General features: G+C 63.6%; 12 protein-coding genes and 1 tRNA gene. 5 read left to right on the forward strand and 8 right to left on the reverse strand.

Going from position 1 to position 15948, the window contains the following annotated elements:
* Positions 1–34: 34 nt before the first annotated feature.
* Complete coding sequence (locus SLT36_RS24060) at positions 35–1993, forward strand: acetoacetate--CoA ligase (protein ID WP_432284760.1); 1959 nt, start codon at positions 35–37, stop codon at positions 1991–1993.
* 256 nt (positions 1994–2249) lie between these two features.
* On the opposite strand, the gene SLT36_RS24065 is transcribed toward SLT36_RS24060, so the two are convergent.
* The 3 genes from SLT36_RS24065 to SLT36_RS24075 all read right to left on the reverse strand — a co-directional run bounded on the left by SLT36_RS24065 (position 2250) and on the right by SLT36_RS24075 (position 9296).
* Positions 2250–3722 carry an ABC transporter permease gene (locus tag SLT36_RS24065; protein ID WP_432288460.1) on the reverse strand — a complete coding sequence of 491 codons (1473 nt, stop codon included), beginning with the start codon at positions 3720–3722 and terminating at the stop codon, positions 2250–2252.
* A 418-nt stretch (positions 3723–4140) separates the two neighbouring features.
* Positions 4141–5187, reverse strand: coding sequence for a Fe(3+) ABC transporter substrate-binding protein (locus SLT36_RS24070; protein ID WP_432284761.1), 1047 nt, complete (start codon positions 5185–5187; stop codon positions 4141–4143).
* Positions 5188–5435: 248 nt separating this feature from the next.
* A complete protein-coding gene (locus SLT36_RS24075) occupies positions 5436–9296 on the reverse strand; it encodes a PAS domain S-box protein (protein WP_432284762.1) in 3861 nt (1286 codons plus the stop codon).
* A gap of 241 nt (positions 9297–9537) precedes the next feature.
* On the opposite strand from SLT36_RS24075, the gene SLT36_RS24080 reads away from it, so the two are divergent.
* The 4 genes from SLT36_RS24080 to SLT36_RS24095 all read left to right on the forward strand — a co-directional run bounded on the left by SLT36_RS24080 (position 9538) and on the right by SLT36_RS24095 (position 11060).
* Positions 9538–9996, forward strand: a complete 459-nt coding sequence (locus tag SLT36_RS24080; protein ID WP_432284763.1) for a phasin — start codon at positions 9538–9540, stop codon at positions 9994–9996.
* A gap of 260 nt (positions 9997–10256) precedes the next feature.
* Positions 10257–10333, forward strand: a tRNA-His gene (locus SLT36_RS24085).
* A gap of 114 nt (positions 10334–10447) precedes the next feature.
* A complete protein-coding gene (locus SLT36_RS24090) occupies positions 10448–10741 on the forward strand; it encodes an I78 family peptidase inhibitor (protein ID WP_432284764.1) in 294 nt (97 codons plus the stop codon).
* A 28-nt stretch (positions 10742–10769) separates the two neighbouring features.
* Complete coding sequence (locus SLT36_RS24095) at positions 10770–11060, forward strand: hypothetical protein (RefSeq protein WP_432284765.1); 291 nt, start codon at positions 10770–10772, stop codon at positions 11058–11060.
* A 135-nt stretch (positions 11061–11195) separates the two neighbouring features.
* Here the strand turns inward: SLT36_RS24095 and SLT36_RS24100 are convergent, their stop codons facing one another.
* The 5 genes from SLT36_RS24100 to SLT36_RS24120 all read right to left on the reverse strand — a co-directional run bounded on the left by SLT36_RS24100 (position 11196) and on the right by SLT36_RS24120 (position 15719).
* Positions 11196–11507 carry a hypothetical protein gene (locus SLT36_RS24100; RefSeq protein ID WP_067965203.1) on the reverse strand — a complete coding sequence of 104 codons (312 nt, stop codon included), beginning with the start codon at positions 11505–11507 and terminating at the stop codon, positions 11196–11198.
* Positions 11508–11673: 166 nt separating this feature from the next.
* Positions 11674–12492 carry an ABC transporter permease gene (locus tag SLT36_RS24105; RefSeq protein WP_310327764.1) on the reverse strand — a complete coding sequence of 273 codons (819 nt, stop codon included), beginning with the start codon at positions 12490–12492 and terminating at the stop codon, positions 11674–11676.
* Position 12493: 1 nt separating this feature from the next.
* Positions 12494–13405 (reverse strand): ABC transporter permease subunit, encoded by a 912-nt coding sequence (locus SLT36_RS24110; RefSeq protein ID WP_432284766.1) that lies wholly within the window; start codon positions 13403–13405, stop codon positions 12494–12496.
* Positions 13406–13413: 8 nt separating this feature from the next.
* The gene (locus tag SLT36_RS24115; protein WP_432284767.1) at positions 13414–14553 is read right to left on the reverse strand and encodes an ABC transporter ATP-binding protein; all 1140 of its coding nucleotides are present in this window, start codon (positions 14551–14553) and stop codon (positions 13414–13416) included.
* A gap of 65 nt (positions 14554–14618) precedes the next feature.
* Positions 14619–15719, reverse strand: coding sequence for a polyamine ABC transporter substrate-binding protein (locus SLT36_RS24120; protein ID WP_432284768.1), 1101 nt, complete (start codon positions 15717–15719; stop codon positions 14619–14621).
* Positions 15720–15948 lie beyond the last annotated feature (229 nt).

A 15948-nucleotide genomic window follows, 5' to 3' on the forward strand; every position in this document is an offset into this window, starting at 1 on the left:
ATGCATAACCATGCGCGTTCTGGGAGAGATGCTGATGACTGTCGAAAAGCCACTTTGGACGCCCTCGTCAACGCAGGTGGCGGAAGCGCCCCTCACGGCGTTCATGACCGTGGCAGGCGAACGCGCCGGCCAGTCATTCGCGAGTTACGCCGAACTGCATGCCTGGTCGATCAGCGAGCGCGAGGCGTTCTGGGACCTGGTCTGGGACTTCTGCGGCGTCATTGGTGACAAGGGCGAACGTGTGCTCGTCGACGGCGACAAGATGCCGGGGGCACAGTTCTTCCCCGATGCCAGCCTGAATTTCGCGCAGAACCTCCTGCGTGGCTCGGGCAATGACGAGGCGATCATCTTCCGTGGCGAGGACAAGGTCGAGCGCCGGCTCACCTGGGGCGAGCTTGCGGCACTGGTATCGAGGCTGCAGCAGTTGTTCGTGTCGCTTGGCGTTGCCAAGGGCGACCGCATCGCCGCGATGATGCCGAACATGCCGGAGACGGTGGCCGCAATGCTGGCAACCGCCTCGCTGGGCGCCGTCTGGTCGTCATGCTCGCCCGACTTCGGCGAACAGGGCGTGCTCGACCGCTTCGGCCAGATCGAGCCAAAGCTGTTCATCGCACCCGACGGCTACTGGTATGCCGGCAAGCATATCGAGGTCGGATCGAAGATCGCAGCCGTCGCCGGCAAGCTCGGGAGTGTGACCAAGGTGCTGGTCGTCGACTATCTCGGCACTGCGACAGACGTTGCCGCGACCATCGGCAAGGCCGCCGCACTCGACGATGCGCTGGCGCCATTCGCGGCAAAGGCTGTGACGTTCGAGCCCCTGCCCTTTTCGCATCCGCTCTATATCCTGTTCTCTTCGGGCACGACGGGCATCCCGAAATGCATCGTGCACTCGGCCGGCGGCACGCTGATCCAGCACGTCAAGGAACTGCGCCTGCATGCCGGGCTCAAGCCGGGCGACCGCTTCTTCTACTTCACTACCTGCGGCTGGATGATGTGGAACTGGCTGGTCTCGGGCCTCGCTGCGGAAGCGACGCTGCTGCTCTATGACGGCTCACCGTTCCATCCCGACGGCAATGTGCTGTTCGATTTCACCGATGCCGAGAAGATGACCTATTTCGGCACATCGGCGAAATTCATCGATTCCGTGCGCAAGGCCGGTCTCAGGCCCATCGACAGCCACGACCTCGGCAGCGTGCGCACCATCTCGTCGACCGGCTCGCCGCTGTCGCCGGAGGGCTTTGATTTCGTCTATGACGGCATCAAGAAGGACATCCACCTCGCCTCGATCTCGGGCGGCACCGACATCGTGTCGTGCTTCGTGCTCGGCGTGCCGACCGAACCGGTCTGGACCGGCGAGATCCAGGGCGCCGGCCTCGGCCTCGCGGTCGACGTCTGGAACGATGACGGCAAGCCGGTGCGCCAGGAAAAAGGCGAACTGGTCTGTGCCAAGTCGTTTCCGGCGATGCCGATCGGCTTCTGGAACGATGCCGACGGCAAGAAGTACCACGCCGCCTATTTCGAGCGTTTCGACAATGTCTGGTGCCATGGCGACTTCGCCGAATGGACAGCGCATGGCGGCATGATCATCCATGGCCGCTCGGACGCGACGCTGAACCCCGGCGGCGTGCGCATCGGCACCGCCGAGATCTACAACCAGGTCGAGCAGATGCCGGAGATCGCCGAGGCGATCTGCATCGGACAGGACTGGGACGGCGACGTGCGCGTCGTGCTGTTCGTTCGCCTCGCGCCCGGGGTCACCCTCGACGAGAACCTGGAGAAGCGCATTCGGACCAAGATCCGCACCGGCGCCAGCCCGCGCCACGTGCCGGCCAAAATCGTGGCGGTCACCGATATCCCGCGCACCAAGTCGGGCAAGATCACCGAACTCGCCGTCCGCGACATCGTCCATGGCCGCCCCGTCAAGAACAAGGAGGCGCTCGCCAACCCCGAGGCGCTCGATCTCTACAGCGACATCGAGCAGCTCAGGAGCTGAGCCGGAGCGGCATGCTTAACAAGAGGTAACCGCCAAATTTACCTAGACTTCAGGAGTGGTACACATTCGTAAATTTTTCATCACCTGAGTAAGGTGCTGTTAAGGTTCGACCGCGATAGTCGTCGTCAACTTGAGGGAGAAATCCCATTCCTCGTCCCTGAGGATAGCCAGTTCAGCTCAAGTCCCCGTTGAAACAGCATCTACCTTCAAGGCGCCACAGAGGCGCCTTTTTCTTTAGCCTGATCTAAAGGAGAACTTAGAGCGATGCCTCGGCGTCGCGCACCAGCGCGCCCGAAAGCAACACCACCGGTACCATGGCGGTAATGATGATGACGATTGCCGCCACCGCCCCTTCTTCCGGGACGCCGCGTGAGGCGTTTTCATAGACATGCGTCGCCAGCGTGCTGAAGCCGAAGGGCCTGAGCAGGATGGTCGCCGACAGTTCCTTGACGGTGTCGACGAAGACGAGAACCGCAGCTGTCAGGATCGCCGGCTTGAGCAATGGCAGAAGCACGCTGGCAGCACTTTGCGCCGGCGTCTTGCCGAGGCTGCGCGCAGCTTCGTCGAGGCTGCCAGGCAGCTTCTCCATGCCGGAGCGGACCGCGCCCTCGGCCAGGGCAACGAAGCGGATGGTGCAGGCAATGATCACCGCAGCGGCCGAGCCGGTGAGCAGCAGCCCGGTCGAGGCGCCGAGCCAGGCGCGCGCAAAGGCATCGAGCGAATTGTCGAAACGTGCCAGCACGAACAGTAGGCCGAGCCCGAGGATGCCTCCTGGAAGGGCGTAGCCGACCGAGGCGAGACGCACGGTGGCGGCCATGGCCCGGCCTTTCGACAGGCGCTGGGCATTGAGCAGGAACAGCGCAATGACGACGGTGAAGATGGCCGTCAGCGACGCCGTCATAAGGCTGTTGACGAAGGCGCTGGCCACGTCGGGCGAGACGAACTGCTCGAGCCGGCGCGAGGCATATTGGCCGAAGATGGTGATCGGCACGCCGAAGCCGCTGAGGATCGGCAACGACACGGCGGCAGGCAGGGCAAAGCGCCTCCAGCCCTTGAGGGCTGTGCGAGGCGGATGAACCTTGAGATGGGTGCCGCGCCCGGAATGGAAGCGCTGACGCCGGCGCGCCCATTGCTCGGCGACGAGCAGGAGCAGCACAAGCACCAGCATCAGGATGGCGATCTGCGCGCCGCCCTCCAGGCTGCCGCGGTTGAGCCAGGTAGTGTAGACGGCGACCGTCAGCGTGCGGACGCCGAAATATTCGGCGGCACCGATGTCGTTGATCGTCTCCATCAGCACCAGGGCGACACCGGCAACGATGGCTGGCCGCGCGACGGGCAGAAGCACCCGCCAGAACACGCGCGCCGGCGACGCGCCGAGCGTGCGCGCAACGTCGGCGATGTTGCGGCCCTGCATCAGGAAGACGATGCGGGTGGTGAGGTAGACATAGGGGTAAAGCACCGAGGCGAGTACGAAGGCCGTGCCCCAGGTCGAGCGGATATCGGGAAACCAGTAGTCGCGGATCGTCTCGAAACCGAAAGTTGCGCGGACCAGGCTCTGCATCGGCCCCTGGTAATGGAAGAACTCGCCAAAGGCGTAGGCCGCGAGATAGGGCGGCACGGCCAGCGGCAGCACCAGCGCCCAGGACAGGATGCGGCGGAATGGAAAATCATAAGCGACGACCGCCCAGGCGCAGGCGACACCGGCAATCGATGTAAGTGCCGCCACCATCGCCAGCAGCGCCAGCGTCGTGCGCGTGGCTCCTGGCAGCACATTGGCGATCAGATGCGGCCAGTCCTCGCCCGTACCGGAAAGCGCGACGAAGGCGAGCGACAGAACCGGCAGGATGACGACGATGCCGAGGGCCAGCGCCAGCGTGCCGATCAGCGGATGGCGCGGACGCCTGACGGGCAAGGGTCGGGCGTTCGCGGCCGACGCCACGCCTGATGCTCCCGCCTCTGCTCCGCCTGTCGTCGGCAAAGATCAATCCTCTCTGCGGCGTCGCGCGCCCGGATGGACACGATGACGCTCCGTCGAATCTGCGCTTCGATCCCGCAATCGATGCCGTTTTCGGGGCGCTGCGCCAATGCAGAAAAGCCGGACCGATCATCGCCCGGCCCGGCTTTTCCTCAGTTCATGTCGCTGCCTATCAGCTGCTCGGGCCGTCGTCGAGGCCGACGCGATCGACCATCTCGGACGCGGCCTTGCGGCCCTTGGCCACGTCGACCAGCGGCAAGGTGTCGGCATTGAGCGTGCCGAACGCCTTGACCGTCTCGGACGGCTCGAGGCCCGGCTCGACCGGATATTCGTAGTTCTTCTCGGCGTAGACCTGCTGGGCCTTGTGGCTGGCCAGGAAGCGGATCAGCTTGACCGCGTTGTCACGGTTCGGCGCGTTCTTGGCGAGCGCTGCGCCCGAGATGTTGACGTGGGTCAGGCCGTTCTCGAAGGTCGGGAACAGCACGTTGATGCCGTTGCCCCATTCCTTTTCCTTCGGGTCCTTCTCGTTGTTGCGCATCAGGCCGACATAATAGGTGTTGCCGATGGCGATGTCGCACTCGCCGGCAGCAATCGCGCCGGCCTGCGGACGGTCGCCGCCGTCAGGCTTCTTGGCGAGGTTGGCCTTGAGGCCCTTCATCCACTCTTCGGTCTTTTCCGGCCCCCAATGGGCGATGGCGGCCGAGAACAAAGCGAGGTTGTAGTCGTGCTGGCCCGAACGCATGCAGATCTTGCCCTTCCACTTGGGATCGGCAAGCTCGGCATAGGTGATCGCCGTGTCCTTGACGCGCTCCTTCGAGGCGTAGATGACGCGGGCGCGCTTGGTGACGCCGAACCAGTTGCCATCCGGATCGCGATACTCGGCCGGCAGCAGCTTGTTGACTTCCTCGTCGACCAGCGGCTGGGTGACACCTTTTTCCTTGGCCGAGGTGAGACGGGCGATGTCGACGGTCATGATGACGTCGGCGGGCGAGTTGGCGCCCTCTGCCAGGACGCGTTCCTCAAGACCCTTGTCGAGGAACAGCACTTCGGTCTTGATGCCCGTCTCGGCCGTGAAGGCCTCGAGAACCGGCTTGATCAGATCGGGCTGGCGATAGGTGTAGATGTTCACGACGCCATCGGCGAGCGCCGACGTGGTGAAGAGTGCGGCAATGGCAAGCGCGCCGCCTGCGACGGCCGACCTGGCGTTTCCAATCTTCATTTTTCTCTCCTGGCCAAAGGGGGCAAATTCCCTCAGGGAACATATGGCAGCCTCGATTTCGAGACTGCTTCCCCTATGGTCATCGTGACTCTTCCGGTCAAGTTTAAAGGTCAGCCATATCAATAGTTTAGAAGAATTCTAAACTGGAGCATTTCATACCGGATTCAAGGACTTGTTCGACAATTTCTAACAAGCGCATGGCTTGTTCACGAAAATGTGCGAAAATGTCGCACCTCACTAACAAGCCACTACTCGGCAAGCACCCGCGTCGAGGGGAACGTCACCTCGACAAGCGTGCCCTCGCCGGGCGTCGATGCGATGGCAAACCGGGCGCGATTGGCCTCGACCATCGCCTTGGTCAGCGGCAGTCCGAGGCCCGTTCCGTCGCCGCGCGATCGCTTCAGCGAGTTGATCTGCTTGAACGGCTTCAGCGCCTGCTCGATCTCGGCCTGGCTCATGCCGATGCCGGTGTCGCGCACCCGCATGACGATGTCGCCCGAGGTCTCATAGGAGGTCGAGACGATGACCTGACCGCCGGCCTGGGTATAGCGCACGGCGTTGGACAGCACATTGAGCGCGATCTGGCGGATCGAGCGTCGGTCGGCGACGATCTCGGGCAGGCGCGAGGCAAAGCTGGAGCGGATGATGACGCGCTCGCGATTGGCCTGCGGCTGCATCATCGCCACGGTCTCGGCAAGGGTGTCGTTGAGCGACACCGCCTCGTAATCCATCTCCTGCTGGCCGGCCTCGATCTTGGAAATGTCGAGCAGGTCGTTGACCAGCGACAGCACATGGTTGCCGGAGCGGTTGATGTCGCGGAGATAGTCGCGATAGCGGTCATTGGCGACCGGGCCGAACTTCTCGTCGACCATCAGTTCGGAAAAACCGATGATGGCGTTGAGCGGCGTGCGGATCTCGTGGCTGATGCGGGCGAGAAAATCGGTCTTCTGGGACGACGACCGCTCGGCCACGGCGCGCGCCTGGGTCAGTTCCTCCTCGGCGCGCTTCCACTGGGTGATGTCGCGGACCACGGCGCAGAAGCCGCTGTCGTTGGGCAGGCGTCCGATGGTCATGAACAACGGGATGAACCGACCTTGCGCCTCGCGGCCGATGACCTCGCGGCCATCGTTCAGCACGCTTGCCACGCCATGTTCGGACAGCCCGACGAGATAGTCGCGCGCGGCGCGCTGGCTCTCGATGGCGAACAGCGAATAGAACGGCTTGCCGGTAACCTCGTCGCTGTCGAAACCGAACAGGGCCTCGGCCGGACGGCTGATCGAGCGGATGGCACCGTCGCGGTCGATCAGCACAACGCCGTCCGTGGCGGTGTCGATGATCGTGCGCATCTCGGCAAGACGCTCTTCGAGTTCGGCGACCTGTTCGACGGCATCCTCGACCTCGTCGTCGGCACTGATGCGGCGGACGACCAGCATCAGCGCCTTGCCGTCCTGCCACGGCACCGAGCGCAACACAGCTTCGATTGGGAACTCGTCGCCGTCGCGGGTCTTCAGTTTCAGGTCGTGGTCGGAACCGGGCTGGTCGCCGTAGCTCTCGGCGAACAGGGCATCGAGACCGCCTGCCCGCGCCAGTTCGTCGACCGAGCCGTAGCCGGTCAGGTCGAGGAACTCGGCATTGGCGTAGTGCAGCACGTCACCGGCATGGATCAGCACCGGCACCGGCAGTTGCTCGAGGATAGGTGCATCGACGGGTGTGTCGCGCCCAGCGGCCAGGGACGGGATGATTTCTTCGGCGCGCAGCGGCGGCTTTTCCGGCTCATCGCGCGTGACATCGACGGCTTCGATGACAGGCTCGACCGGCCGCACCGAAGCCAGCGAGACGATTTCCGCACTCTCGACGGCAGGCTGTTCGACGGGTGCGGGCAGAGCCGCGTCGGAAGTCGCAGGCTCCTCGGCATCCGCCGCTCCATTTGGCTCCGGCTTTTCGCCGACAGCATGCTCGGGGGATTCATCGGCCACCAGCTGATGCCCGGCCGTTTCAGCAGCCGCGGCTTCAGCATAGGCCGCGATCTCGGCCGAGGCGGCTTCGCCGTTCTTTTCCGAAACTGGCTTTTCCGCCGCGGACGTCGCCTCAGGCTTCTCAGCTGTTGGAATCTCGACCGCCTCAGTGGCTGTCGCCTGCTGTCTTGTCGCGACGATCTCGTGTGCGCGCTTCAGCTTCTCGCCGATCTCGCGGAATGCGCTGCGCTCGGTACTGGAGAGGCCCTTGCCATTGGCGGGTTCTTCAGCCGCCGTCGGCCGGTGCTCGGCCAGGCGGATCACCTTGTCGGAATAGCGCCGATCATGCTTGCGATCGATCTCGAGAGCCGGAACTTCGCCGGCGAAAGGGTCATCAGCGTTGTTCGGCTCGGCGGCTTGCCGGGGTTCAACGGAAGGTGTTTCAGCAACCTCCGGTGCCAGCTGCCTGGCTTCGGTCGGACTGGCTTCCGGCGCCAGTACAGCAGGCTCGACAGCTACGGGATTCGCCGATTCAACGGCGATGGCTTCGGCTGTAGGCTGCACTTCGCCTGCGCCCGGCTGTGGCTCGGCCTGTTCCGGATGCTTGCCGTTGGGAACCAGCGCCAGTCCGATGCGCTCGTGGTCGACGACAGCCTCGCCGGGGCGCGCAACGCCGAAACCGCGAAAGCCTTCAAAGCTGCGATCGCGGCCATAGACCGGCAATGCGGCGAGATCGACCGGAATACGCCTGTCGGTGCCGGCGACCGGCCAGAGCACCGAGCGACCGGACCAGGTGTCGCGGCGCTGCAGCAGACCCGCGATCTCGCCCGACGGGTCGAGTTCGAAGGTGGTCGAGACATCCTGGAAACGGCGGCCGACGACATCGGCCGCATGGTCGCCGACAACCGCGGCGAATTCCGGTGAGATGGCGCTGAAACGGCCGTCGGCGTCAGTGCGCCAGACGAAGCGGACGGGAGCAGCCGAGCGATCCAGTACCGGCCTGGGTGGCGCCACCTGCGACGGCGCGGGCTGAGCGGCCATAGCGGGCTCTGCCGCGTCGACAGGCTCTTCCAGAGGCTGCGAAACGTCAGCCGATCCGGCAACATGCTCCGGCGCGGACGCCGGCTGGGCGGTCCGCTCTGACGGCGCGGCCGACCAGGCGACCGGCTCCGGCGCTGAGACCGGCTCGTTGGTTGGAACGTCACCTGCGGCAGGCCCGCTGACAGCCGCCTCGGTGACTTCGGCAACGACAGGCGCCGCAACCGCCCTGTCGGCCATTGCCGCCCGAACGGTGGCGCCGGCCCGGCTCTCGCGTTCCTCGGGGCTGAAATACCAGTGGTCGTGATCGGCATGGTCCTGCGACTGCGCCGTCGCCGGTGCAGAAACTGGCGCAGGCGCCGGATCACCTGTCGGCCCACCATGCAGTGCCTCGACGCGCGCGGCGCCGGCCGGGGTTGCGTCCTGTTGCTCGCCGGCTTCGGCGTCTTCCATGACCTCCAGGCGCTCGTCGACAACGACCAGCAGGTGACGCGCCGGCTCGTCGGTCAGACGTGCCAGGCCGGCCGGCAGATAGCCTCCGGTCGAGGGAATGGCACGCTTGATGATGCGGTCGCGCTCACGGCCAACCGCCGACACCAGCCCGGCCAGCGTCGATGGCGCGATGCCGAGCCTGGCAAAACCGTCGGTTGCGGCCTCGACCTCCCCTTGGGCGTCGAGGAAAGCCAGGAAATGTCCCTGCTCGGTGAAACCGCTGATGGCGTTGGCGGCGATGGCTTTGGCGCCCCGCGCGCTGGCGGGAACGGCGAGCATGATGGCGGCCGCGCCACCAGGCAGCCGGACGGAACTCGCGACGAAGGCAACCGCGGTGCTCGTCAGGCCCGACGCCACGCGCACCATGATGGAGCGGTCGCGGCCGATGTCGGGAAAGCCCGACGTTGCAGCGATCTGGCGGCGGGCGATCGGCCCCAGGCGCGACGGCGCGCCGATCACCGCATCGATGTCGTCATAGCCGAGCACGGCGGCGCCCGGACCATTGGCCCAGAGCACGTCCTCGAGATCGACCGACAGCACGACGATGGCATCGCCGGCAGCAAAACGCTGCCTGACACGATCAACGACCGCGACGTCGATAAAGGAATAGGCTGCTGACGGCATTCACATATCCCGCAAGGCGCGCATTCTCACAATTAACGCTTTGTTAATAAAAGCCGTCATCGCCAAGGTCTAGCAAACAGCTGTCATGGAGCGAGATTATTCTCGTCACGTGGTTAACCTGCGCCAAGCCGAATGGTGCACTGCAACATAGATATTGCAATGCACAATAAAATGCCCTATATGAGAGTTGCGAATAAACGAGACGGGTGACACCACCCCGTCCAGTCCACAGGGTGAGACAATGTCCAAGACCAAGACCGCAGAATTCGCAGATACCGTTGAACTGCCGAGCTTCGACGTTTCCAAGGCCTCCGACCAGTTCCGCGCCTTCGCAGAAAAGGGCGTCGAGCAGTCCAAGGACGCTTACACCAAGCTCAAGACCGGTGCCGAAGAAGCCCAGAAGACCATCGAGTCGAGCTACGAGACCGCCCGCAGCGTGACCAACGAGCTGTCGCTCAAGGCGATTGCCGCGCTCCGCACCAATGCCGAGGCCGGCTTCTCGCATCTCGAAGCTCTCGCCGCCGCCAAGACGCTGTCGGAGATCGTCGAGCTGCAGACCTCTTATCTGCGCAGCCGCGTCGAGCAGACCGTCGAGCAGGCCAAGGAATTCCAGGCCGTTGCCTCGAAGGCCGCCGAAGACGTCTCGAAGCCGGTCAAGACCGCTTTCGAAAAGGCGCTGAAAGACCTCAAGGCCGCCTGATAGCGACCAACAAGACACCCGGCGGGCGGTTCCTCCTCCCTCTGCCTGCCGGGCGAAGCGGCCAGCACCTCCTCCTCCCGCTGGTCACATAAAGGAAAAGGCCGGCACCTCCTCCCGCCGGCCTTTTTCTTTTTTTGCAGGCGCCGGAAGGCCTGATTTCAACGACTTCCCACAGGCAGCGCAAATCGCCGCAGTGGAATATGCGCAAAGCTCTTGAAATGCGTCCGAAGAGTCCGTATTGACGCCGCACCAACAGGTACGCGGTTGTAGCTCAGTTGGTTAGAGCGCCGGATTGTGGATCCGGAGGTCGGTGGTTCGAGCCCACCCAACCGTACCATTTTCCTCCCCCAAGACAGCTTCTAGCATCGATGACAGGCAGCGTGGCCTTGCATAGTGCAGCCGCATTCCGGCCCGATCGTCTGCTGAAACTGCGAATCAAAGGAACATGGCCATGATCGACCTGCGTGTTGCCGCCGGCATTGCCACGACGATGATCATCCTCGCCGGATGCCAGAAAGAGCCTGTGGCAGCACAGCCGACGTCGGGGATCTGCGATCGCGGTGCGGCAGAATCACTCGCCGGCAAGGACCGGATCGCCGACGACGAGGTCAAGCGGCTGACCGGTGCAACCATCGTTCGCCAGCACAAGCCGGGCGATCCGGCGACGATGGATTTCCGCCAGGAGCGCGTCACGGTCGAAACCGATCCCACGACCGGCAAGATCGTCCGCGCGTTCTGCGGCTGATCTCGATCCCGGACGCAGGCGGCCGACCATGCCCGATCCGAAGCCCCTGGATCTTTCTTGGCTGCGCGCCATCGGCTGGTCAACCTGGGACCCTATCGGCCTGCGTGAGCCCGGTGCCGACTGGCGCGACCAGCCCTTCACGGATGAATATGACAGCTACCTGATCGAGGCAGCGTCCGGGCTTGGGGAGGGCTGGTCGGTGGAAAAGGCCAGGGATTATCTGCTGTCGATTGCCAGCGACCACATGGGGCTGCCGCAGGTTTCGCGTGACACTGCCGAGGCAACGGCAAAGGCCATTGCGGACTACCTGCACGAATAGAAAAACCATTGCACGGCGCAAGCAGACCTTGGCCAAACGACACTCGGTGGAAAACGCAGAACGGCGCGCTTCGGATGAAGCGCGCCGTTTTCGATGTCCCTGAAGGACGAAAATGTACCGCGATGGCGGAGGTGCTTACTGGCAGGGCGCCAGATAGGTCACCGGCTTGCCGTAGCGGTCGTACATCGGCCGGCCACGGTTGTCGTACTGGTGGTAGCGGCATTCGCCGGGCGCCGTCCCCGCGCCGATCATCGCGCCGGCAAGGCCGCCGATGACAGCGCCCGCGACGGTTGCGCCGGTGTTGCCGCCGATGGCCTGGCCAACGAGGGCACCGCCCACGGCACCGACGGCGCCGCCGCCGACCGCGCGCTCCTGCGGGGTGTTACAGGCCGTAGCGGCCAATGCGACGAAAGACAAAGCTGCTGCTGTGGCTAGAAAACGCGTCATCAACCCTACTCCTTGAAACAATCGCCAAGACGCTATCATGGCGACTTTTGCTTATCCAGTGGCATACCCTTGGAAACTCTCGCCTTTTCGGCCGCTCCAAGCCCGCTTTCCTGGTGCCCCATAGATCCCGTTGTGGCAGTTGCCGGCAACGACACGGGACGCCAGATCACCCTCGCTGTGCTGCCTGCTCGTCGCGCAGGCGCTGGACCTCGCGCCGCTTGTTGACCAGCGAAGCGGCAATGACGCCGCAGGCGACGATGCCAATCAGGATTGTACAGGCGGCATTGATCTCGGGTGTCACGCCGAGGCGCACCTGGCTGTAGATCTTCATCGGCAGCGTCGTCGCACCCGGCCCCGAGGTGAAGCTCGAAATCACCAGGTCGTCGATCGACAGCGTGAAGGCCAGCATCCAGCCGGAAATGATCGCCGGCAGGATGACCGGCAAGGTGATCTGGAAGAAGGTTTTGACAGGCGGAGCGCCGAGATCCATCGCCGCTTCCTCGAGCGAGCGGTCGAAGGTGACAAGCCGCGACTGCACCACGACGGCCACGAAGCACATCGAGAAGGTGATGTGGGCGAGCGTCAGGGTGAAGAAGCCGCGATCGAGCCCGACGGCGACGAACAGCAGCAGCAGCGACAGGCCGGTGATTACCTCGGGCATGACCAGCGGCGCAAACACCATGCCCGAAAACAGCACCCTGCCCCGGAATCTGGTGTAGCGGGTCAGCGCAAGTGCTGCGAGCGTCCCGAGAACTGTGGCCATCGTCGCCGAGATCAGGCCGACGCGGATGGTCACCCACGCCGCGTCCATCAGGCCCTGATTGTGGAACAAGGAGACGTACCATTTGGTCGAGAACCCGCCCCAGACAGTGACGAGCTTGGACTCGTTGAAGGAGAAGACGACCAAAAGCACGATGGGCAGATAGAGGAAGGCAAAGCCCAGTACGATGGCCGTGATGTTGAAGCGGCTCCAGCTCGCGTTCATCTCAGCGCCCCTGTTCCTGGGCGCGTGCCTGCGCCTGCTGGAAGAACATGATCGGTACGACAAGCAGCAGAAGCAGGATCACCGCCACTGCAGAGGAAACCGGCCAGTCGCGGTTGGCGAAGAACTCGTTCCACAGCGTCTTGCCGATCATCAGCGTCTGCGAACCACCGAGCAGGTCGGGGATGACGAACTCGCCGACGGCAGGGATGAACACCAGCAGGCAACCGGCGATGACGCCAGGCAGCGACAGCGGGAAGGTGATCTTCCAGAACGCGGTGGCTGGCGGGCAGCCGAGGTCCTGCGCCGCCTCGATCAGCGAATAGTCCATCTTCTCCAGCGCCGAATAGAGCGGCAGGATCATGAACGGCAGGTAGGAATAGACGATGCCGATGAAGATCGCCGTATGCGTGTTGAGGATCACCAGCGGCTGGTCGATGACGCCGGTGGCAAGCAGCAGTTGGTTGAGCAGGCCCTCGGGCTTGAGGATGCCGATCCAGGCGTAGACGCGGATCAGGAAGCTGGTCCAGAACGGCAGGATCACCAGCATCAGCAGCGTCGGACGGATCGTCGCCGGCGCGCGCGCCATGCCATAAGCGATGGGATAGCCGACAAGCAGCGCGAGAAACGTCGAAATCCCGGCGATGATGACGCTTGAGACATAGGCGTTGAAGTAGAGTGCGTCCTGCGTCAGCCAGAGGTAGTTGTCGAAGCTGAACTCGCCAATCTGCGACATCAGGCCGGACACGCCGTCCGAAAGCCCGAGCACGGGCGTATAGGGCGGCATGGCGATCGCCGTCGTCGACAGGGAGATCTTGAAGACGATGAAGAACGGAATGAGGAAGAAGAACAGCAGCCAGAGATAGGGGATGAGGATGACGAGGCGGTCGGTGATGGCGGAGAGCGGATGTTTCATCTCCCCACCTATCGCGTCAGAACGACGCCGGCGTCGTTTCGGAATGAGATCCAGGCCTTGTCGTCCCAGCTCAGCGGGTCCTCGGTGGCGCGCGTCGCGTTGAGCGAGCTCGCCTTGACCACCTGGCCGTTGCCGAGCTGGACGTGGAAGATGGTCATGTCGCCGAGATAGGCGATGTCATAGATTTCGCCCTCCATGACATTGTCGCCGCCTTCCGGCTTCTTCGACGAAACCTTGATCTTTTCCGGCCGGATGGCGAAGGCGACTTCGCTGCCTGCGGCGGCGTCGCCGGCATTGGCCGTGCGGATGGTGACGCCATTGGCGCTGGCGATTGTCGCGCCGGCGCCGTCGCGGTCGGCGACCTTGCCTTCGAACATGTTGATGTTGCCGACGAAGTCGGCGACGAAACGCGAGCCCGGTGCTTCATAGACCTCGGCGGGCGTCGCCACCTGCATCACCTCGCCCTTGTCGAGGATGGCGATGCGGTCGGCCATGGTCATGGCCTCTTCCTGATCATGGGTGACGACGACAAATGTCAGGCCCAGCGTCTGCTGCAGGTCCATCAGCTCGAACTGGGTTTCCTCGCGCAGCTTCTTGTCGAGCGCACCGAGGGGCTCGTCCAGCAGCAGAACCTTGGGCCGCTTGGCCACTGCGCGGGCCAGTGCGACGCGCTGGCGCTGGCCGCCTGAAAGCTGGTGCGGCTTGCGTTTGGCGAACTGGCTGAGCTTGACCAGCTTGAGCATCTCGGCAACGCGGGTGTCGATATCGGCTTTGGGCATGCCGTCCTGCTTGAGGCCGAAGGCGATGTTCTGCTCGACCGTCATGTGCGGGAACAGCGCGTAGGACTGGAACATCATGTTGACCGGCCGCCGGTAGGGCGGGATGCCGCGCAGGTCCTGACCATCGAGCATGATCTGGCCGGAGGTCGGTTCTTCGAAGCCGGCCAGCATGCGCAGCAGCGTCGACTTTCCGCAGCCCGAGGCGCCGAGCAGCGCGAAGAACTCGCGCTCGTAGATCGACAGAGACAGGTTGTTGACGGCGGTGAAGTCGCCGAACCGCTTGGTGACGTCCTTGAATTGAATGTAGGGCTTGGCGTCTGGCTTGTTCCAGGGCGCAAATTCCCTGCGGATATTGCCGAGCGATTTCATTTCCCTCTCCCACCTGCCCCTGATGCGAAGCCCGGCGCCGATGGCGCCGGGCTCGTATGGCTGAATTATTGTCCGGTGACGATCTTGGTCCAGCTGCGGGTCACCGCGCGCTGGGTCTTGGGATCGTAAGGCGGCACGGTGAAGAGCTTGGCGAGCGTCGCTTCGTCAGGATAGATCGCCGGATCGCTAGTGATCTCCTTGTCGATGAACTGCTGCGATGCCTTGTTGCCGTTGGCGTAGAAGATGTAGTTCGAGGCCTTGGCCGCGACTTCCGGCTTCAGCATGTAGTTGATGAATTCGTGCGCCTCGGCGACATGCTGGGCATCGGCCGGGATCGCCATCTGGTCGAACCACATCTCCGCGCCTTCCTTGGGGATGACGTAGTCGACGACGACGCCCTGATCCGCCTCCGCGGCGCGGTCGCGCGCCTGGAAGACGTCACCCGACCAGCCGACGGCCAGGCAGATGTCGCCATTGGCGAGCGCGTTGATGTATTCCGACGAATGGAACTTGCGGATCGACGGCCGCACCGCGAGCAACGTCTCTTCCGCCTTGGACAGGTCGCCGAGTTCGGTCGACTGCGGCTTGAGACCGAGATAGTTCAGCGTGGTCGGGAAGATGTCGGTTGGCGAATCCAGAACGTAGACGCCGCAATCGGCAAGCTTGGCCAATTGTTCCGGCTTGAAGACGACGTCCCAGCTGTCGATCTTGTCGATGCCGAGCGCTTCCTTGATCTTCTTCTGATTGTAGCCGATGCCCACCGTGCCCCACATGTAGTTGACCGAGTATTCGTTATCAGGGTCGTAGGCGGCGGTACGCGAGCTCACCACATCCCAGACATTCGTCAGGTTGGGCAGCTTGGACTTGTCGAGCTTCTGGTAGACGCCGGCCTGGATCTGGCGCGCCAGGAAGGGGCTGGCAGTCGGCACGACGACATCGTAGCCGCTGCCGCCGGCAAGCAGCTTGGTCTCGAGGATCTCGTTCGAATCGTAGACGTCATAGACGACCTTGATGCCGGTCTCCCTGGTGAAGTCCTCGATGATCGTCGAATCGATGTAGTCAGACCAGTTGTAGACGTTGACGACGCGCTCCTGGGCGTTGGCGGGCATCGTGAAAGCGGCGATAAGGGCTGACGCGGCGGTCAGCCAAAGCGCTCTACGGTTCATGGCAGTCTCCCGTTGTGGACGCACCCGTCCCGGCGCATCCTGATCCTGTACAAAAATCGAGTGACGAAGGTAGCGCGCTCCCGCCGGCTCGCGGCCCGGCGCAAACGTTACGGCGATTTACATCTGCGGACACCGAAGCCCCGGCAGTGGAACCTGGCAAGATACGCCTGTGTTGTTGTTACCCTCGACGCTCAGCCTGCCCGCCCGACGGTAGTATTGTCAATGGTAA

Origin of the sequence: Aminobacter sp. BA135, assembly GCF_050859125.1 — a bacterium.
Classification (GTDB): domain Bacteria; phylum Pseudomonadota; class Alphaproteobacteria; order Rhizobiales; family Rhizobiaceae; genus Aminobacter; species Aminobacter ciceronei.

What these genes read in the sequence shown, in the direction of transcription:
- SLT36_RS24060 (WP_432284760.1), top strand. Translation starts at nt 35, where the DNA reads ATGACTGTCGAAAAGCCACTTTGGACGCCCTCGTCAACGCAGGTGGCG.
- SLT36_RS24065 (WP_432288460.1), bottom strand. Translation starts at nt 3,722, where the DNA reads ATGGTGGCGGCACTTACATCGATTGCCGGTGTCGCCTGCGCCTGGGCG.
- SLT36_RS24070 (WP_432284761.1), bottom strand. Translation starts at nt 5,187, where the DNA reads ATGAAGATTGGAAACGCCAGGTCGGCCGTCGCAGGCGGCGCGCTTGCC.
- SLT36_RS24075 (WP_432284762.1), bottom strand. Translation starts at nt 9,296, where the DNA reads ATGCCGTCAGCAGCCTATTCCTTTATCGACGTCGCGGTCGTTGATCGT.
- SLT36_RS24080 (WP_432284763.1), top strand. Translation starts at nt 9,538, where the DNA reads ATGTCCAAGACCAAGACCGCAGAATTCGCAGATACCGTTGAACTGCCG.
- SLT36_RS24090 (WP_432284764.1), top strand. Translation starts at nt 10,448, where the DNA reads ATGATCGACCTGCGTGTTGCCGCCGGCATTGCCACGACGATGATCATC.
- SLT36_RS24095 (WP_432284765.1), top strand. Translation starts at nt 10,770, where the DNA reads ATGCCCGATCCGAAGCCCCTGGATCTTTCTTGGCTGCGCGCCATCGGC.
- SLT36_RS24100 (WP_067965203.1), bottom strand. Translation starts at nt 11,507, where the DNA reads ATGACGCGTTTTCTAGCCACAGCAGCAGCTTTGTCTTTCGTCGCATTG.
- SLT36_RS24105 (WP_310327764.1), bottom strand. Translation starts at nt 12,492, where the DNA reads ATGAACGCGAGCTGGAGCCGCTTCAACATCACGGCCATCGTACTGGGC.
- SLT36_RS24110 (WP_432284766.1), bottom strand. Translation starts at nt 13,405, where the DNA reads ATGAAACATCCGCTCTCCGCCATCACCGACCGCCTCGTCATCCTCATC.
- SLT36_RS24115 (WP_432284767.1), bottom strand. Translation starts at nt 14,553, where the DNA reads ATGAAATCGCTCGGCAATATCCGCAGGGAATTTGCGCCCTGGAACAAG.
- SLT36_RS24120 (WP_432284768.1), bottom strand. Translation starts at nt 15,719, where the DNA reads ATGAACCGTAGAGCGCTTTGGCTGACCGCCGCGTCAGCCCTTATCGCC.